We start from the raw sequence: 19347 nt of genomic DNA on the forward strand, positions 1-19347 counted from the left end.
TTGATTAGTGAACTTAAGTTTTGACTAAAAGTTTGATGGTGTTAGATCAGACAGATAATCATCATTTAATTATTTATTTAAGTATATCTACTACCGTAACTCGAAAGAGACCTCACAAATAAAGGATGATTTTATGAAGTTCTTCAAACTGACTGCATTAGCATTGGCCAGCACCTTAGCACTAGCAGGTTGCGGTAGTGATAGCGGTAAAACAACGGTTTCCAATAATAACGGTTCAGCCATTCCACCTAAGCCACCTGTAGACAACAGCCTGTCTGAGCTTGAGCAAGCTAAAAGTATTATTAATACTGCCAAGCAGTTCATTTTGGATAATAAAGCCATTGAAGATGCCTATGAAGGTGCTAGTGAAATTCTTACAGAAAGACAAGAGCAAAGAATTAGCGCTACGTTCGATGTGCCAACAGGTATTTTTTATTATATGGAAGAAAATAACCTAGCAAGATTAACATCAGCTGATATTATTGCCTTAGCTAATAATGCAAGTTTTAAATCAGCTTTGGGTGATACAACAATAAACCCAAGTAGTGATTTTATAGCGACACTTAGTACTGATGGTCAGTTCAAACTTTCAGGTACGACGTTACTTACGACTACAGAGTATGATTATAAATACAATTCCCAGACCATGAATTATGAAAAAACTGTTGTGAGTAAAGATGCATTTACTAATATCTATAAAGGTTATATAAATGCTTTAAGCTCGAACACTAGTACTAACAACTTCAAAGGTAGTTTTGGTTTCAATAGTGTAAATATTGGTTCAGGTGCAGAAGCTGTCGTTTTTAGTTCAACGTCACAAGGTGCAATGGTCAACGCCCAGTTCAGCGATAAAGTATTGGTAAATGATGAGTTTGATCTAAATGACATCAATAGAGAAGGTATTACCCTAGAAAAAGCAGTGATAAAACTGGGTAATGTAAAGCTTAAAGCTAACGATAGTACTATCGAAGCCCGTGATCTTGAGATGGCGTTCTTGGATATGAGTCGTAAGCTTGCCGATGGCACCTTAGTGGTCAGAACTTTACCATCGACTATTAAACTAACGGGTCAACTGCTTAAAGAGAAGCCTGCAACTGATGTAACTATTTCGCTAAATGCAGTGGCTAATGAAGCCGATATCAAAAATGTCATCAAAGTAACTCAGGATGGTAATATTGAAGAGGCTACTGGTAAGTTTGTTGGTATAGAGATAGTGATGTCTCTCAAGGGTAAGGTGGCAAGAAAGAATGCCAACTCCACTTCTACCTCTACTATACCGCTGGATATTCAGGCAAACTTGAAGCGTATGTCACGTGATGTTGTAGAGCTGCAAGGTTTGAATGCAAGTGTTGATGGCAAGAAGTTGTATGTGACTGGTAAAACTATTTTAGACACTGAATATAATGTCAGCTGTAAATGTACACAGCTTAATATTACCCAAAATAATGCAGCTGTTAATTTAAAATTCGATGTTGATAATAAGTTCATTATCCAAAATGCCAAGACTGGTAAGTTTGCTGATATTACGGTCAATGGTGAAGTCTTTGGTGAATTATTACAGAACAACGGTACAGTAAGTGCTAAGTTTAAAGACAATAGCTTTATTCCTTTAGGTTAATTATGAGTGCTTATCTCATCAGCCCAAAGTACGATATTTCAAACGTGATGATACGTATTTGAGATATCGATAATGTGTAAAAAAGAGACAGCTAGCCCTGTCTCTTTTTTATGCCTTTTAATTCATGGAAGAATTTTATGCTTTCCTCGCGCTCATCCACCTATATGCCATTTATAAAAACTTTACTCTCACCTCAATCTATTGAGTCTTCTCAGGTACGCTATCAAATGGTCTCTATCACACGCAATATATTGGTTATCATAAGTACAGGTATTTCAATCTCTGCTATGGCGCAAGAGTCACCGATGACTTATCAAGTTACTAATGATGCGTTAACTTCAGAGAGGAGTTTGACGACTTCTTTAGTATCTATGCCATCTATCGCATCTAAAAAACCAGCCACACAGATTGATTGGACGATGATGGCAACTGCTCATAGTCCAGCGCAGCCAATTGCTGCTTTTATTAAGGATTGGGATACGCCTTTAGATTCTGGCAAGCACGCCTACGCACAGGGGCGCGCGTCAATCAATGTGCGCCAAGCTGATAGTCCGCTTAGCTATGGTCTAGCGTGGCGTTATGATTATATGATGACATTTAATCAAGAAACCGCAGATTTGTATTGGCAGTATCAAAACAAGCAAATACCTAATCAGAACCAAACCTATGCGTTAGAGTTAGAAGCACAGCATAATGAACGTATCGGTGCGAATGTGGGTTTTACCCAGCAGATAGCTCCTAATTGGCAGCTAACAACTTATGCCAATATTTGGAAAGGACTACATGTACTTGAAGGTAATGCTATGGGAAATGTCACGTCACAAGCGTTTCCTGATGGTGAGATAGTTGGAAATATAGACCGTTTAAATAAAACGGAGACTTATGTAGATTACTACTATGATGAGCCAGCGCTTGGGGAAGAAGACCTGAATTGGTATCCTGAAAAACCCGCAGGTTATGGTTATTCGTTAGATGTAAGTCTGACAGGGAAGTTATCGGACAGTACTCAGTTGTCGATCCGTGGTTACGATCTCCTTGGACGTATGCACTGGAAAGACACGCCCAGTACTAAATATGTACTAGATTACGATGTAAATAGACGACCTATAGATATGACCGGAGGTCAGCTGGATACTGATGACGTCACGCAGACATTGCCATGGCGAGTTGAGGGTAGCCTTATGCATCAGCTAGACAACCAATGGCAGCTCGGTATGCATGGTCAAGTCAATGATATCCAAGACTTGTATCAGCTATCAGCAGGCTATCAAACCAGAAATGATACTTATCCTGTTACTATTACTGGTTTAATAGAGCCGCAGACGCAAGCATTGGGTTTGGCCGTAGACAGTCAATATGGCGGTATTAAACTGCTCACTGATAGTCTTGATTCAGAGAAAGCCCAGCGCAGCGAGATTAGCTTATACGGACGTTATTCTTGGTAATTTGATTGATTTATAAGTTAAAGAGAGAAAGTAACATTTTAGCGCGATAGTAGTTACTCTAAGTCATCAGTAGATTTATCGCGCTGCTTAGGATAAATGACGATCGGTCTGTCGCCTTCAAAGTATAGCCCTGTTGCAGGCAAAGTATTGTCTGGCCAAGATATTTGTGATTGACGCGATTGACGTAAGTCATAAAATCCGCGCCTAGTAAACCATTCGATATAATGTGCGTGCCTAAGGCTATTCATATCAATCGTAGCGAGATTATCTCTATCATTTTTATCGCACCATTTATGCATCGGAAAGCTGGGTGCTAGCCAAGTAGGCATATCTGAGTGGCTAAAATTAGCCATGTTCATTGGCAAAAAGAATCGCCCTTTTATGACGCCATAACGCTTATCAATTTTTACTTGTCCATGGTTTTCGGTATCGACCCACACCGTGCGAAACTGCTTAGTTTGCATATGCGTCATTTTGCGTTGTAGATTGTCATTAGAATTTATCCCTACCCAATTTACAGGTGCAAAAGGGGCTGATCCCATAAAAAACTTAATCGCTAATTCCCAATGTTCGGTGAGACTTTCCTCATGATTATGCAAAATCAAATCTAGTTCGCCAGTCGTCTGCTTGCCTTTATACAACTGTACGTTATTTGCGAGCGTTTCGTATGGATGCAACTTGCGCGCAAACCCATCCTCTAACCAAAATGACAACAGTCCCTCGAAATGAAAACCTAAGCGGTTAGGACTCGGGCGCGTCAGTAAATAGCGGGTCAGATCCTGATAAGCATTGGTAGTATCTAGCTCTTCTAAACGCTGCTCATACGCCTCAAACTGCCGCTGCCAAAAGCTTGCACTATGTACCGATACGATATGTGTATTCTGATGCGGTGCAAAGTCCAACCATTCTGTTAAGACGTTAGGGCACGCCAGCACATAAGCCAAATCGCGCACATACGGCCGCTGGTAAGCTTCCCAAGGCGCATAATTGGTATGAGTTGCGAGAGTGGCGGGGCGTAGCGTGCTAAGCTCAAACATAGGTTAAACCAGAGTAAACGTAAAGTATTTACCCTAGCTGCTCGTTTGCTAAAAGTCTATAGTCAATCGTACTATGTTAAGATTGAGACCATTTGGCAGCGCATGCTCTGTCGATTATGAAACATAAATCAAATAACAATGAGGATTAAACTATGAAATACCTTTTGCAAATCGACTTTCCTTATAGTGGCCCTTTTGGCAATGAGTTCTTTGAATCGATGAAAGAGCTCGCTGAAGACATCGCCACTGAAAATGGTCTGGTCTATAAGCTATGGACAGAAAATAAAGAGACGCAAGAAGCTGGCGGTATTTATGTGTTTGATAATTTAGAGGATGCTAACAGATACCTTGCCAAGCATACCGAGCGTTTAGAATCTTTTGGATTTACAGACATCAAATCGAAAACCTTTAAAATTAATGAAGAGTTAAGTGCAATTACTAAAGCGTCTGTGTAGTAATGGGTAAAGAGTAAAGAGTAAAGAGTAAAGAGTAATGAGTAATGAGCATAATAAAATCCAGTCATTGGTTTCAATGGCTGGATTTTTTATTGCGTATTCTATACTTAAAGAATGATATTAATCATATAAAAGTTAAGCTGAATATCTGGTGCATTTGATAATAAAGGTACTAGGATAATGATCAGAAATTTTAATATAGCGAATGACCGTTTGGGTGGTTTGTTGAATAGTTTTTGAATTGATAGTTTTGTGCTGGTTAAGATTTTAGCTTTTTCTAAGTGTGCCATTTTTATAGTTCCATATTTACCGCAACTTGATTGATGCGAGTTATGGTTGCTAGTTTACTGAGTAGATCGGTTCGATAGTTCTATATAGAAAGTGGCAGAGTTCTATAGAACGTTATCAGCCTTCTTTAACCATTTTGCAATAAAGTCTTTTTTAACTGATAGTCCTAACACTTCAGCTTTTGCTTGAATAAGTTTATTGAGTTCTCCAAATGGGTCAGCTAAGTCTTCTTTGTCATATTCTGCCATTTTAATTAATGTGGTTACTAAAGCTTGCATAGAACCTACGCTCTTATGGTGTGTTGGCTCGTCATCGGCATGTTGGTTTGGCTTAATCGCCTCGTCATCTGAATAATATCCATTTTTTTCAATCATGTTTATTAGATCCAAAACATAAAATTTAATATCGCTTTCACTAAAATACGGGTCTATAATCTCATCTTTTGGATTTTCATTAGACAATACAATAAGGTCAGTCACATACAAGGGCGTTCTCCTAAATATATCTCCTTTTGAGTTTGATCCTCGATTTGGTAAAGAGGAGTCAGGTATTATTTGATAACCTACTAGATTTTGGATAATGAAACGTCTGTGTGCTATTGGAATTTTAGAATTTATGATAGCTTCACCATGTAAGATATAAAAATACCCTTTGACATGATTTGATTGTGCTAAGTGTTCTATACCTTCTGACCATTCGTTCATATCTTCAAAATCTTCGGGGTATGGTGAATATAATTTGTTTCTCCATGTTGAGCCATAACCATCAAAATAAATTATAGGCTGTAGCTCTTTTTTTACTACAAGGTCAAATAAGTTACCTTTATTAAAAAAAGATACTTTCGTCACCTCTTTGATAAATTTAACAGTGTCTTCAGTATTTAAATAATCACTAAGACTTTTCATATTTCACACCTCTATACACTTAAAGAAAAATAAATAAAAGTCAGCTTAAAGGTGTGTGATCAGCTGATTTTATGTAATTGGACTTAGCCTTGCAAAATATTTGTTATTATTTGCTTAATGAATCATCACACAATTATCAGCCAAATTTAACACAAAAAAAGCCAACCATTGATAACAATGATTGGCTTTTCTCTTTAACTACTATGTTTGGTCGGAACGGCAGGATTTGAACCTGCGACCCCTACACCCCCAGTGTAGTGCGCTACCAGACTGCGCTACGCCCCGAATGACTGACTATTTTACGCAAAATCGCACGTATTGCAAGAGCTATTTATTTTGCTAATAGTTTACAACACAATTCTAAGTATCATAGTCAGCATAACTACTTTGCCGTTTACCTTAACCCAATAGTTCTTTTAGGATTTGGTTCACTTGCTGCGGGTTGGCACTACCGCGACTGGCTTTCATGACTTGACCCACCAGACCGTTAAAAGCTTTTTCCTTACCGCCGCGATACTCTTCCACCATCGGTTGGTTTTTCGCGATGACTTCTTCAACGATAGCTTTGATAGCGCCCGTATCCGTTTCTTGCTTAAGACCTTTTTCTTCGATGATTTTATCTGCTGCATCATCATCGTTGCCGCCTTCGCGCTCATACAGGGCGCTAAAGACCTTCTTAGCCAATTTGCCAGATAGCGTATCATCTTTGATACGTTCCAGCATGCCAGCCAATTGCTTGGCGCTGATAGGGGAGTCGATGATGTCTTTATCATCTTTATTCAGTGCACCCAGCAGATCGCCCATGACCCAGTTAGCCGCCATCTTCGCATCTTGTTGCCCCACTTCGGCAACGACATCTTCAAAGTAATCAGCAAGCTGACGGCTACCCGTTAAGATACGAGCGTCGTATTCTGACAGCCCAAGCGCTTCTTCAAAACGCGCACGTCGGGCAACAGGTAGTTCAGGCATGGCTGCTTTAATCGCATCAACGGTATGCTGCTCAATACGTACAGGGAGCAGGTCAGGATCAGGGAAATAGCGATAGTCGTTGGCGTCTTCCTTGGTACGCATGGTGCGAGTTTCATCGCGCTCTGGATCATAAAGCATCGTTGCTTGGATAACTTTACCGCCGTCTTCAATGATATCTATTTGACGCTCGATTTCACGATTGATGGCGCGTTCGATAAAGCGGAACGAGTTTAGGTTTTTGAGTTCAGTACGCGTACCCAATTCTGCGCCAGGCTTACGCACAGAGACGTTACAGTCGCAGCGGAATGACCCTTCTGCCATGACCGCATCTGAGATACCCAACCACGTGACCAGCTGATGAATGGCTTTGATATAGGCCAGTGCTTCGTGAGCAGAACGCATATCAGGCTCAGAGACGATTTCGATTAATGGCGTACCAGCACGGTTCAAATCCACACCAGTCATACCATCGACGGCATCATGAACTGACTTGCCAGCGTCTTCTTCTAAATGCGCGCGGGTGATGCCCATACGTTTAGGGTATTCGTTTTTCTCGCCTTCATTGACTATGACATCGATATAACCTTCGCCAACGATAGGGTTGGCCATTTGGGTAATTTGATAGCCTTTAGGCAAGTCAGGGTAGAAGTAGTTTTTACGGTCAAAGGTATTAAATAGACCCAGCTCAGCATTGACACCAATCCCGAATTTTAGCGCACGATCGACCACGCCAGCATTTAGAACTGGTAGTACACCGGGCAAGCCTAAATCTACGATACTGGCTTGGCTGTTTGGCTCATGACCGAAGTCAGTCGGTGCGCTGGAGAATATCTTACTCTCTGTATTCAGCTGGCAGTGGATTTCGATACCGATGACTACTTCATAACCATCGACGAATAGCTCTTTACGAACAGCGTGTTTGCGGACGGCATTGTTATCAGTAGTAGTTGCTGTGTTCATTATACCGTCTCCTTCGCGATGGTAGAGTGTTGCAAATGGTGATCTGTATGCTGCTGGAACAGATGCGCGGTGGCTAGCAGCTTACTTTCTTGCCAATATTGACCAATTAGTTGCAAGCCAACAGGTAAGCCTTCTGAGGTCAGACCAACTGGCTGGCTGAGCGCAGGTAGACCGGCTAAGTTAACCGCGATTGTATAAACATCGCCCAAATACATGGTTGCAGGGTCAAGATCTTCAGCAAGCTTGTAAGCAGCCGTTGGTGCAGTTGGACTGGCAATGACATCACAGTTGGCAAAAGCGTCTTCGAAGTCTTTAACGATTAAGCGGCGTATTTTTTGTGCTTTAGTATAATAAGCGTCAAAATAACCAGCAGACAGCGCATACGTACCTGTCAAGATACGGCGCTGTACTTCAGGACCAAAGCCTTCAGAGCGTGAGCGCGTGTATAAATCAATAAGATCGGTTGGGTTTTCACAGCGATAACCAAAACGCACGCCATCGAAGCGCGACAGGTTCGAAGACGCTTCTGCAGGCGCTAACATATAGTAAGTCGCAAGCGTGATATCAGGGTCAGTGATGTTCACTTCTACGATTGTCGCGCCTAGTTCTTCATACTTCTTCAGAGCAGCACGTACTGATTGTTCTACTTCAGCATCAAGCCCTTTACTAAAATATTCTTTAGCGACACCAATACGTAAACCATCAAACGGCTTATCGCCAGCAGCAGCTTCTGCATCATTAAGGTCTTGCACGTAGTCCGGCATATCATGTTTGATAGAGGTTGCATCGCGTGGATCGTGACCAATCATTGGTTGTAATAGATAGGCACAATCTTTAGCGCTACGACCCATGCTACCAGCTTGATCAAGACTTGAAGCGTAGGCAATCATACCAAAACGTGATACGCGGCCATAAGTAGGTTTGATGCCTGTTAAGCCGCAAAATGAAGCAGGCTGACGAATAGAGCCACCCGTATCACTACCGGTTGCGACTGGGATAAAACCTGCGGCGACCGCTGCGGCACTACCACCAGAAGAGCCACCTGGAACGCGTTCTAGATCCCAAGGGTTTTGTACGGTACCGTAATAAGAGCTGCTGTTGTCTGAGCCCATCGCAAACTCATCCATATTGAGCTTACCAAGGCTAATCATGCCCGCTTTATCAATGTTAGAGACAATAGTGGCGTTATAAGGTGAGACGAAGTTATGTAGCATTTTTGAGCCACAAGTCGTTAATACGCCTTGGGTACAAAAGATATCTTTATGCGCCATAGGCACGCCCAATAAGCGTCTTTTATCACCTTGTGCACGCATCTCGTCTGCTGCTTGCGCTTGCGCTCGGGCAGTCTCCGAGGTATGAGTAATAAAGCTGTTAATCTTGCTATCTAGCGCGTCTATGCGCTTGATGTAATGTTCGGTCAGCTCAAGGCTGCTGAATTGTTTGTCTTGCAAGCCCGTAATGAGTTGCTGGGTACTTAATAGATGAAGTTCAGACATAGGGTGTCGTCCGTCAAGATGTTAATAGCGTAAAATAGGATAAAATAAGCGCAAAAATAAGTAGAACAAATTACTCAATAACTTGTGGCACTAGATACAGGCCATCTTCTACAGCAGGCGCGACCGATTGATTACGTTCGCGGTTAATGTCGTGTTTGGCAACGTCAGCACGCAATTCTTGGCAAGCTTCATGGATATTCGATAATGGTTTGATATCAGTCGTATCAACGTTGCTAAGAGTATGCATCAGCTTTAATACTTTACTAATATCATCGGCATAGCTGCTCGCCGTATTTTCATCAACACCTAAACGTGCAAGGTTGGCAACTTCTAAGATTTCTTCACGGCTGACGTTGCTGTCAGACGTTGCTGGTTGCTGTGACATAATTTCTCCAGTGAAGGACAGTTTTTGTTAGAGTAAGTATTTATTAAGAGTAAGTATTTATTAATTGAACGATTAGCAATTAAGCGACTATTAGTCCATTAGAGGTTCACTTGTTCAGATTAAGAACACGCCCTAATATAAGTAAATAATAAAACTAAAATAGATAAGTGCTAAAGAATCTCATATAGAGTTGGCTTATTATAAAGCATCTGACCCAAGTTTACAGAGCAGGGCGCCTGATTGATGCATAATATCAACCAAGATAGAATGGTTTGTCAAACTGACCGTATAGTTAATGTTTCATTCCTAATTGCTCACCCATTGTGTTCTGAAATACGTTACAGTATGCACTTGCTATTGAGCAAAATTGTCAACTGTTGATAGAGCCTTGTTAGTTATTGAATTAAATGATGTTTCATTAAGTTGAATAGTATTTACTACTATTTCAAACTTTGTAACAACTTTTAGCGTTTCAAACTAAAATCCTGACTTTCTGATGCAAATATCTGTGTTTTTTTTGAGCTAAATCGGTATAATTTAGCTCACTTTTGGCTTTTAGTCATTATTGCTCGGATTCAACTTGTCGCAAAGATACGCTTTTGCTAATCTGAGCACCTGACTACAATCTACTCAATACCGACGAGCACCGCCTCAGTCATCTCATTCGCCTCATTTGTAAGCCGCTGGATATATTAATGAACCCGTTTGGATTTTTATCAAATAATATCGCTATCGACCTTGGTACTGCGAACACCTTAATCTTTATTCCTAATAAAGGTGTGGTGCTCGACGAGCCTACAGTGGTCGCTTTACGTAGCAACCGTACCCAAAACCCTACCGTCGCTGCTGTCGGTCTTGATGCCAAGCAAATGCTAGGGCGAACACCTGCCAATATTACGGCTATTCGTCCATTAAAAGACGGTGTCATTGCTGACTTTGAAGTGACGCAAAAGATGCTGAAGCATTTTATTGCCAAAGTAAAAGCCAAGCGTTTTATGGCACAGCCCAATGTAGTAGTTTGCGTACCTTGCAAATCTACTTTGGTTGAGCGCAAGGCTATTCGTGAAGCGGTATCATCAGCAGGCGCTAACAAGGTATTGTTATTAGAAGAGCCGATGGCAGCGGCTATTGGTGCGGGCATGCCGGTACACGAAGCCAGTGGCTCAATGGTTGTTGACATCGGCGGCGGTACTACTGAGATTGCTGTTATTGCGCTATCTGGTTGTGTGTATGCAGAGTCAATCCGGATTGGCGGTGATATGTTCGATGATGCCATCATTACCCACGTACGCCGTACACATGGTTGCGTGATTGGTGAAACCACAGCTGAGCGTATTAAACAAGAAGTAGGTTCAGCGCTTAACGAAGATAGCAATTTAGAAGTAGAGGTTCGCGGTCGTAGTATGGCAGAAGGCGTACCTAAGACGTTTACGATCAATTCAGAAGAGATTCAAAAAGCACTAAGCGATCCATTAAGTGGTATCGTGAGCGCAGTAAAAGCAGCACTTGAGCAGACTCCGCCTGAGTTATCATCAGATATTGCAGAACGTGGAATTGTCTTGACTGGTGGTGGCGCATTGCTACGTGATTTGGACAAGCTTATCTCAAAAGAGACTGGTCTACCAGTTACTGTCGCAGAAGATCCACTGACCTGTGTTAGCCGTGGCGGTGGCATCGCGCTTGATTTCATTAATAACAAAAGCTTGAATATGATTTTTGTATAAGCCTTTTTGATTATTAAAGCGCCTTTAGATACATTCTAGGTGATAAATCTAAGCCAAAGAAAATATCTACACAGAGGCGGTCAACGAGACTGCCTTTGTCACATTAATAACTAGCATATGTCGTCATCTCTTATGTGTGATGGCTTTATACCCCGCGCTGGGTACCGATCAAATTAGATGCCCTATGATCCCAAGTATTTTTGCCCGTCAACCACTCGCACTTCGTAGGACTGTTATTGTATTAATAGTGGCGCTAATAGTCATGTGGTTTGATAGCAAAAATCCAGAGTGGTTCAAGCCTGTTCGCAGTATCAGCCATGCAGCCATGCAGCCTATCTATGAGTTTTCTTTATTGCCAAGCTATGCTGAGCATTGGGTACGTGGTAGCGTGCAATCAAAAGAAGCGTTGCGCCGCGAAAACGTACAACTAAAGTCGCAACTTATTCATGCACAAGCAAAGCTCCAGCAGCAAGATTATGTCTTGGCACAAAACGCACGCTTGCAAGGCATTTTGTCAACTACCAAGCCTGACTTGTTTGATCTAAATTTAGCACAAGTAATCGGTACAGATACCAATTTGCTTAAGCAAATCGTTGTACTTAATAAGGGCGCTCAAGATGGTGTCCAAGTTGGGCAAACAGTTATTGATGAAAACGGTATTTTGGGACAAATTATTAATGTATATCCCAATACCAGTCGCTTGTTATTGATCACTGATGAACAGCAGTCAGTCGCAGTAACCATCAAGCGTACTGGTCAACGCGCAATCGTCACAGGTGCGGGTATCCCAACCTCACTAAGACTTAACTACGTATTCAAAACCTCAGACGTACGTATTGGCGATGAGTTAGTGTCTTCTGGTCTTGGCGGACGTATTCCAGCAGGTTATCGAGTAGGCCGTATTGCTCGTATTAAAGATACCCAAGCTGATAACTTTAGAAGCATCGAGGTATCACCTGCCGCCAATTTTGTTGATAATGCTTATGTACTAATCCTGCAAGATAAAATAGTGCACGTTGACACCCAATCATCAATACCTGCCAGTCGCTAAATAAACGTTAAGGCAAGCACTCATGGCGCTTTCGAACTCTGAGCATTCACCTAGTAAGATGCTGCTCGCAATCATACTAAGCTTTGTGGTTGCTTCGTCACCTAATGTCTATCCATTAAGCCCGACCATAGCAACCTTACGTCCCATGATCATGATTATGGTGCTGATATTTTGGTTATTATTTCAACCACGCTACGTTGGTATTTTTACAGCATTTACTGTTGGTATTGCTGCTGACTTACTAATGGATACTCACCTTGGTCAACAAGCATTCGCAGCGGTAGTGATGGTATTAGCACTTAGGGTATGTAGCATTCAGATAAAGCAATTAAATACGCTTAGTGCTTGGTTCTTAGCAGCGGTAGGGTTAATCGTTTTTCAACTAAGCTTATGGGTATTGCAGCTAATGACTCAAAACCTGTTTGTCGCACAATCGGGGTTATCTTTATTAATGAGTATCTTAAGCTGGCCAATCATACTATTAATATTACGTGGATTTACTCGCTAAAATTTGCACGTTACCTATGTCGAATACAATAAGTGCTTAGTGAGTTTCAGTGCCTCACTGATAGTTCTAAAATTGTAAAACATTATGACAATAAGAGAGTAGTGATGGATATCCTATTGGCTTCTGGTTCGCCGCGTCGTCAAGAGCTTCTTTCCAGTGCCCAGCTTGATTTGACTATTATGAGCGTTGATATTGATGAGACGCCATATGATAACGAATCTCCAAAAGACTATATTCTACGGATGATTGCTGCTAAAGCCGATGCCGCTATTGCCCAGTTAAACCTAGACTATCAATGTAATAGCTCTCAGCTATCTAAACCAATTACGCCATTTATAATTTTAACAGCCGACACTATTGGTGTGCTGCCTGATGGTAAGACCGTGCTAGTCAAGCCAGCAGATCGCGCTCATGCCTATAGTATGTGGCGGCAGATGTCTGATAACACTCATCAAGTATGGACTGCTGTACAAGCGACCTTAGTAGCATTGCTTCCTGCTAAGCCAACGACAGATGCTGATAAACAATTAAGTAATGAGCCGTTAAAAGTGGTATGGCAAAAGCAAATCATTGAGTCTACTGATGTCACTTTTATCCCGTTAACGCAAGATATGATGAGTGATTACTGGGATAGCGATGAGCCTGCTGATAAAGCTGGTGGTTACGCTATTCAGGGTCTAGCCGCTGCTTGGGTAACGAGTATTAATGGTAGCTACACTAACGTTGTAGGATTACCATTAGCACAAACGCTAGCATTAATTGATGAAGCAACTAAAAGCCATAATATCTACGGTTTATAAGCGTAGATGGTATTGAAGAGGCACATGCAAAAGTAATTAGTCACATAATGACACGGCAGGATGGTGGGCAGTACCCTAAGACGTTTGTTACACTACAAGTTCAGGAAGCTATATTTTTATTAAAGAGCTATTCATCACTATTTATAAGAACTGTTTATAAGAACTATAAGCAATAAGAGAAAAACAATATGTCTGAAGAGCTGCTGATTAATGTCAGTCCCATGGAATGCCGCGTGGCTGTCTTGGATAATGGTGTGCTCGGCGAGATTTACATAGAGCGCCATCATAAGTTAGGATTAGTAGGCAATATTTATCTGGGTACGGTGGTACGTGTATTACCAGGAATGCAGGCTGCCTTTGTAGATATTGGTCAGTCACGTACGGCTTTTTTACATGTCAATGATATGCAGCGTGAACCACGACCCACTTCAAAGAATAAAAACCAATCTGTACCAGAGGCCGTGGATTCGACGGACACTGGAGCAACATTAGCCGACAGTCTGGAGATAACGCCACCTGTTGTCAGCGCAAAGACCACTGAGATCGTAGCTGCACCTAGTAAGACACTTATCCAACATCGCCTGCATGAAAGTCAGCGTATTTTAGTACAAGTGACTAAAGATCAATTAGGTAGTAAAGGCGCACGTCTGACTACCAACGTCTCATTACCATCACGTTATCTAGTATATTTGCCATCAAGCGATCATGTTGGTATCTCCCAGCGTATTGATAGTGATGATGAACGCACGCGTCTCAAAACTGAGCTGACCAGTCTGATGCAGACAGTCAATTTAAAAGGTGGTTTGATTGCGCGTACGGCGGCTGAGCGCGTCCCTGTCGATAAGCTTGAAGAAGACATTTACTATCTTGTGCAGCTCTGGCGAACTATTTGTGCACGTCGACAAGAGATGAACCACCATCAAAGCTCAGAGCTTATTTATCAAGAGCTGTCTTTACCGCTACGCTCTATTCGTGATTTGGTACATGCAGACACCGAAAAAGTCATCGTTGACAATACGCAAATCTACGAGCAAGTACGGCATTTTGCTAAAGAGTTTGTGCCCTTTGTCTATGATCGCATTGTTCACTACACTGCTGAGCAATCACTGTTTGATGTGCATCGAGTTGAAGAAGACTTGCGCGATGCTTTAAAACGTCGTGTTGATTTAAAATCTGGTGGTTATCTGATTATTGATCAAACCGAAGCGATGACGACTATTGATGTCAATACGGGCTCATTCGTCGGCGGACGTTCATTAGAAGATACTGTCTATAAAACCAATCTTGAAGCCACACATGCAATCGCCCGTCAAATACGTCTGCGTAATTTGGGTGGCATCATTATTTTAGATTTCATCGATATGCTAGAGCAAGAACATAAAGATGATGTACTGACAAGCTTACAAGAACAGCTTACTCAAGATTATGCCAAGACCAATATCACCCAAGTCAGTGAGCTTGGTCTGGTAGAGATGACACGTAAACGGACACGTGAGTCGTTAGGGCAGCAACTATGCGAGCCTTGCTCGACATGCCAGGGTCGCGGCTTTGTCAAAACAGCCGAAACAGTCTGCTTTGAGATATTTCGTGAAATGATGCGCTGCGCTCGTACTTATAACTCTCCAAAGAAGTTTACAGTCGTGGCTCATGCTGCCGTTATTGACTTATTACTAACCTCAGAAGCGGATACAGTTGCAGATCTTGAATACTTATTAGGACGAGTTATTACTTTTGAAGTAGAAAACCTATATACCCAAGAGCAGTATGATATTGTATTAGACTAGACGGTAACTAGTCTTCGACCTTAGCGTTTTGAATGAAGCAATTAAAACGTTAAGTAGTCAATAGAGTTGTAATGACTCATTTTAGAAATTAGTCAAATATATATAACTAATAATAGATAGCGATTAACTTTGAAGTGAACTAATTTTAATAATGCTGTTGAGTGTTCTAGATATTGGTCTTGCAATCAGATAAATACTATGTATAATATACACCACTGAATTATATATGCGCGGCCAATAAAAAAGCTGGCGCTATGACAGCTAGAGCATCGTTTCTAGCACTATTTCATTATGCCTTTGCTGACATCCTATAATGGAAGGGTCGGCGGGGCTTTAAACTATTTTGCTTTTAGTACGCTATAAGTTCCGTTAACGAACTCATTCTGGTTAAGAACAGAAGGCCGCTTTAAGTGAATATTTAACCAAACGGCTTTTACTCATTTACTTGCAAAGCAAGAATGATAAAAGCACATATTAGGAGCTTGCTGGCATGGCTAACCAGAGAATCCGTATCCGTCTTAAGTCTTTTGATCATCGTCTGATTGATCAATCTGCACAAGAGATTGTTGATACTGCAAAGCGCACCGGTGCGCAAGTTTGTGGTCCTGTACCGTTGCCGACTCGCATTGAGCGCTTCAACGTTCTAACCTCGCCACACGTCAATAAAGACGCTCGTGATCAGTACGAAATCCGTACTCATAAGCGTATGGTTGATATCGTTCAACCTACTGACAAAACTGTGGACGCGTTAATGAAGTTAGATTTAGCGGCGGGCGTTGACGTTCAAATTGCTTTGGGTTAATGCACATTAAATGCCCAACCCATTAATATAAGATATAAAGAGGTCTAAAATGGCGATCGGTTTAGTCGGTAAAAAATGCGGCATGACCCGTGTCTTCACTGAGACAGGTGCCTCTATCCCTGTAACAGTGATTGAGGTCGATGCAAACCGCATTACTCAAGTAAAAAATACTGATGTAGATGGCTATCAAGCCATTCAAATCACCACAGGTACTCGTCGTGACAGCCGCGTAACAGCCGCACAGAAAGGTCACTTCGCAAAAGCTGGCGTTAAAGCTGGTCGTGGTGTTTGGGAATTTCGTGCCAATGAAAGCGATCTTGAAGGTCGTGAGATTGGTGGTGAAATTCTAGCTGACTTGTTCGAACAAGGTCAGATGGTTGATGTTACAGGAAATAGTAAAGGTAAAGGTTTCCAAGGTCCTGTAAAACGTCACAACTTTAGTATGCAAGATGCTACGCACGGTAACTCAGTATCTCATCGTGCACATGGTTCAACTGGTCAGAACCAGTCGCCAGGTAAAGTATTCAAAGGCAAAAAGATGGCGGGCCAAATGGGTAACAAACGTGTTACCGTTCAAGGCCTAGAAGTGGTCTCGGTTGATGCCGAAAAAGGGTTACTTGTCATCAAGGGTGCTATCCCAGGTGCCACCGGTGGCGACGTTATCGTACGTCCGTCAATCAAAGCCTAAGCAAGGGGATTAACGTGGATTTAAAAACAGTTACAGGTGCGGCGGTTGAGCTTTCTGATACGGCTTTCGGTCGTGAATTCAACGAAGCATTAGTGCATCAAGTCGTCACTGCATATCTTGCAGGTGCTCGTCAAGGTACACGTGCACAAAAAACCCGTGCCGAAGTTTCTGGCGGTGGCATTAAGCCATGGCGCCAAAAAGGTACTGGTCGCGCTCGTGCAGGCTCTATTCGTAGCCCAATCTGGCGTGGGGGCGGACGTGCATTCGCGGCCAAACCACAAGACTGGTCACAAAAAGTTAACCGCAAAATGTATCGCGGCGCTATGCAGTGCATCTTAGCCGAGTTAATACGTCAAGAACGTCTAATCTTGGTTGAAGAATTAACAATCTCTGCACCTAAGACCAAAGAGTTGATTGCAAAGTTAAGTGAATTAAATGCACCTCGTGCACTTATCGTCACAAAAGATGTTGACGAAAACTTATACTTAGCCGCCCGCAATATTCCACACGTCAATGTACTTGGTACAAACGAAGTGGATCCAGTGAGCTTGATCGCCTTTGATAAAGTGATCATGTCAGTTGAAGCTGCGAAACAATTTGAGGAAGCACTAGCATGAATAACGCAAGACTTTATCAGGTCTTAAGAGGACCTGTCTTCTCAGAGAAATCTCAAATGCTTGGTGACTCACTTGGCGTGCAAGTATTTAAAATTGATGCTAACGCTACTAAGTTAGAAGTCAAAAAAGCAGTTGAGCTAATGTTTGAAGGTGTTGAAGTTACTAAAGTGAACACTTTGAATGTTAAAGGTAAGACAAAGCGTTTTGGTAAGAGCATCGGCCGTCGTAATGACTATAAAAAAGCCTATGTTACCCTAAAAGCTGGTCACGATGTACAAATGGCTGATGCTGGTGAGGACGTAGTTGATACTACTACCTCTACTAGTGAAACAGCGAACAACGAATAAGGATAACACTCATGCCTATCGTAAAAGCAAAGCCAACATCACCAGGCCGTCGTTTTGTTGAAAAAGTGGTGCATCCACACCTTTACAAAGGTCGTCCTTATGCAGCGCTTCTCGAATCAAAAAGTAAGTCAGGTGGTCGTAATAATAATGGCCGTATAACTACTCGTCATATTGGCGGTGGTCATAAGCAACATTACCGTATTATTGATTTTAAACGCACCAAAGACAATATTCCAGCAACGGTAGAGCGTATTGAATACGATCCTAACCGTACTGCACATATTGCTTTACTTAAGTATGCTGATGGCGAACGTCGCTATATCATTGCTGCTAAAAAACAAGCAGTTGGCGATACAGTAATGTCAGGCGAAGCATCTCCAATTCGTCCAGGTAACTGTTTACCGCTTAAAAACATCCCATTGGGTACTGTGATCCATAATATCGAACTTAAAATCGGTAAAGGCGCACAGATGGCTCGTGCAGCGGGTGCAAGCGTTCAGTTATTAGGTCGTGACGGTATTTATGCGATTCTTCGTATGCGTTCAGGTGAAACTCGCCGTGTACATATCAACTGCCGTGCAGTTATTGGTGAAGTTTCTAATACTGAAAACAACTTGAAATCACTTGGTAAAGCCGGTGCTTCACGTTGGCGTGGTATTCGTCCTACCGTTCGCGGTGTAGCGATGAACCCAGTTGATCACCCACATGGTGGTGGTGAAGGTCGTAACAAAGGTCGCCATCCAACTAGCCCTTGGGGTCAGAAGTCTAAAGGACTTAAAACGCGTCATAATAAGCGTACTGACAATATGATCATCCGTCGCGCCAAGAAGAAGAAATAAGGAAGAATTTCATGCCTCGTTCATTGAAAAAAGGTCCATTCATAGACGCGCACTTGTTTGCTAAAGTTGAGAATGCATTAGAAACCAACTCACGCAAACCGATTAAAACTTGGTCGCGCCGCTCGATGATTTTGCCACAAATGGTTGGCCTAACTTTATCTGTTCACAACGGCCGTACTCATGTACCGGTTATCGTGAGCGAGCAGATGGTTGGTCATAAACTAGGTGAATTTGCCCCGACTCGTACGTATCGTGGTCATGGCATTGACAGAAAAGCTAAGAAATAAGGTGCTTACCATGGAAGTAACTGCAAAATTACGCGGTGCCGCCATCTCGGCACAAAAAGTTAGACTCGTTGCTGATGAAGTTCGTGGCAAATCTATCGAACGTGCTTTGGATATCCTAACGTATAGCAATAAAAAAGGCGCTGTGTTTGTTAAGAAATGTCTTAACTCAGCCATCGCCAATGCCGAACATAATCATGGATTAGATATCGACGACCTAAAAGTCGCTACTATCTATGTCGATGAAGGCATCACGCTAAAGCGTATCCTACCACGTGCTAAGGGTCGTGCTGATCGTATCAGTAAACGTACCTGTCACATCACTATAAAGGTAGGAGAATAAGT

At 42.1% G+C, this 19347-nt stretch carries 20 protein-coding genes and 1 tRNA gene; 15 read left to right on the forward strand and 6 right to left on the reverse strand.

The window, feature by feature from the left end; all coding sequences use genetic code 11:
* The first annotated feature begins 133 nt into the window (after positions 1 to 133).
* Positions 134 to 1618, forward strand: coding sequence for a hypothetical protein (locus AK825_RS02785; RefSeq protein WP_068034568.1), 1485 nt, complete (start codon positions 134 to 136; stop codon positions 1616 to 1618).
* 137 nt (positions 1619 to 1755) lie between these two features.
* Positions 1756 to 3063: a hypothetical protein gene (locus AK825_RS02790; protein WP_068034570.1), complete on the forward strand. Its 1308-nt coding sequence runs from the start codon at positions 1756 to 1758 to the stop codon at positions 3061 to 3063.
* Between the two features lie 53 nt (positions 3064 to 3116).
* Here the strand turns inward: AK825_RS02790 and AK825_RS02795 are convergent, their stop codons facing one another.
* Positions 3117 to 4100: a DUF1853 family protein gene (locus AK825_RS02795; protein WP_068034571.1), complete on the reverse strand. Its 984-nt coding sequence runs from the start codon at positions 4098 to 4100 to the stop codon at positions 3117 to 3119.
* A 152-nt stretch (positions 4101 to 4252) separates the two neighbouring features.
* On the opposite strand from AK825_RS02795, the gene AK825_RS02800 reads away from it, so the two are divergent.
* The gene (locus tag AK825_RS02800; protein ID WP_068034573.1) at positions 4253 to 4555 is read left to right on the forward strand and encodes a monooxygenase; all 303 of its coding nucleotides are present in this window, start codon (positions 4253 to 4255) and stop codon (positions 4553 to 4555) included.
* Positions 4556 to 4947: 392 nt separating this feature from the next.
* On the opposite strand, the gene AK825_RS02810 is transcribed toward AK825_RS02800, so the two are convergent.
* The 5 genes from AK825_RS02810 to gatC form a co-directional block, all read right to left on the reverse strand.
* Positions 4948 to 5748: a hypothetical protein gene (locus tag AK825_RS02810; protein WP_068034577.1), complete on the reverse strand. Its 801-nt coding sequence runs from the start codon at positions 5746 to 5748 to the stop codon at positions 4948 to 4950.
* A gap of 208 nt (positions 5749 to 5956) precedes the next feature.
* Positions 5957 to 6033: transfer RNA gene (locus tag AK825_RS02815), tRNA-Pro, on the reverse strand.
* Between the two features lie 114 nt (positions 6034 to 6147).
* A complete protein-coding gene (gatB, locus tag AK825_RS02820; protein WP_068034579.1) occupies positions 6148 to 7677 on the reverse strand; it encodes an Asp-tRNA(Asn)/Glu-tRNA(Gln) amidotransferase subunit GatB in 1530 nt (509 codons plus the stop codon).
* Positions 7677 to 9173 carry an Asp-tRNA(Asn)/Glu-tRNA(Gln) amidotransferase subunit GatA gene (gene gatA / locus AK825_RS02825; RefSeq protein WP_068034581.1) on the reverse strand — a complete coding sequence of 499 codons (1497 nt, stop codon included), beginning with the start codon at positions 9171 to 9173 and terminating at the stop codon, positions 7677 to 7679. The genes gatB and gatA overlap by 1 nt, the downstream gene beginning before the upstream one ends.
* 70 nt (positions 9174 to 9243) lie before the next feature.
* The gene (gatC, locus tag AK825_RS02830) at positions 9244 to 9558 is read right to left on the reverse strand and encodes an Asp-tRNA(Asn)/Glu-tRNA(Gln) amidotransferase subunit GatC (protein WP_068034583.1); all 315 of its coding nucleotides are present in this window, start codon (positions 9556 to 9558) and stop codon (positions 9244 to 9246) included.
* Between the two features lie 695 nt (positions 9559 to 10253).
* Here gatC and AK825_RS02835 point away from each other — a divergent pair.
* The 12 genes from AK825_RS02835 to rplV all read left to right on the forward strand — a co-directional run bounded on the left by AK825_RS02835 (position 10254) and on the right by rplV (position 19345).
* Complete coding sequence (locus AK825_RS02835) at positions 10254 to 11282, forward strand: rod shape-determining protein (protein ID WP_068034585.1); 1029 nt, start codon at positions 10254 to 10256, stop codon at positions 11280 to 11282.
* Positions 11283 to 11466: 184 nt separating this feature from the next.
* The gene (gene mreC / locus AK825_RS02840) at positions 11467 to 12333 is read left to right on the forward strand and encodes a rod shape-determining protein MreC (RefSeq protein ID WP_068034586.1); all 867 of its coding nucleotides are present in this window, start codon (positions 11467 to 11469) and stop codon (positions 12331 to 12333) included.
* Between the two features lie 22 nt (positions 12334 to 12355).
* Positions 12356 to 12841: a rod shape-determining protein MreD gene (gene mreD / locus AK825_RS02845; protein WP_068034589.1), complete on the forward strand. Its 486-nt coding sequence runs from the start codon at positions 12356 to 12358 to the stop codon at positions 12839 to 12841.
* Between the two features lie 104 nt (positions 12842 to 12945).
* Positions 12946 to 13641: a Maf family protein gene (locus AK825_RS02850; RefSeq protein WP_068034591.1), complete on the forward strand. Its 696-nt coding sequence runs from the start codon at positions 12946 to 12948 to the stop codon at positions 13639 to 13641.
* A 188-nt stretch (positions 13642 to 13829) separates the two neighbouring features.
* A complete protein-coding gene (locus tag AK825_RS02855) occupies positions 13830 to 15425 on the forward strand; it encodes an Rne/Rng family ribonuclease (protein WP_068034594.1) in 1596 nt (531 codons plus the stop codon).
* 490 nt (positions 15426 to 15915) lie between these two features.
* Positions 15916 to 16227 (forward strand): 30S ribosomal protein S10, encoded by a 312-nt coding sequence (gene rpsJ, locus AK825_RS02860; RefSeq protein WP_010196670.1) that lies wholly within the window; start codon positions 15916 to 15918, stop codon positions 16225 to 16227.
* A gap of 49 nt (positions 16228 to 16276) precedes the next feature.
* Positions 16277 to 16915 (forward strand): 50S ribosomal protein L3, encoded by a 639-nt coding sequence (gene rplC / locus AK825_RS02865; RefSeq protein ID WP_068034596.1) that lies wholly within the window; start codon positions 16277 to 16279, stop codon positions 16913 to 16915.
* 14 nt (positions 16916 to 16929) lie between these two features.
* Positions 16930 to 17532: a 50S ribosomal protein L4 gene (gene rplD / locus AK825_RS02870; protein WP_068034598.1), complete on the forward strand. Its 603-nt coding sequence runs from the start codon at positions 16930 to 16932 to the stop codon at positions 17530 to 17532.
* On the forward strand, positions 17529 to 17879 hold the full coding sequence (gene rplW, locus AK825_RS02875; protein ID WP_068034600.1) for a 50S ribosomal protein L23: 351 nt from the start codon (positions 17529 to 17531) through the stop codon (positions 17877 to 17879). The genes rplD and rplW overlap by 4 nt, the downstream gene beginning before the upstream one ends.
* A gap of 11 nt (positions 17880 to 17890) precedes the next feature.
* Positions 17891 to 18718, forward strand: coding sequence for a 50S ribosomal protein L2 (gene rplB, locus AK825_RS02880; protein WP_068034602.1), 828 nt, complete (start codon positions 17891 to 17893; stop codon positions 18716 to 18718).
* A gap of 11 nt (positions 18719 to 18729) precedes the next feature.
* On the forward strand, positions 18730 to 19005 hold the full coding sequence (rpsS, locus tag AK825_RS02885; RefSeq protein ID WP_068034604.1) for a 30S ribosomal protein S19: 276 nt from the start codon (positions 18730 to 18732) through the stop codon (positions 19003 to 19005).
* A 10-nt stretch (positions 19006 to 19015) separates the two neighbouring features.
* Positions 19016 to 19345, forward strand: a complete 330-nt coding sequence (rplV, locus tag AK825_RS02890) for a 50S ribosomal protein L22 (RefSeq protein WP_021813373.1) — start codon at positions 19016 to 19018, stop codon at positions 19343 to 19345.
* Positions 19346 to 19347: the final 2 nt, after the last annotated feature.

It is taken from the genome of Psychrobacter sp. P11G5, assembly GCF_001593305.1.
Classification (GTDB): Bacteria; Pseudomonadota; Gammaproteobacteria; order Pseudomonadales; family Moraxellaceae; genus Psychrobacter.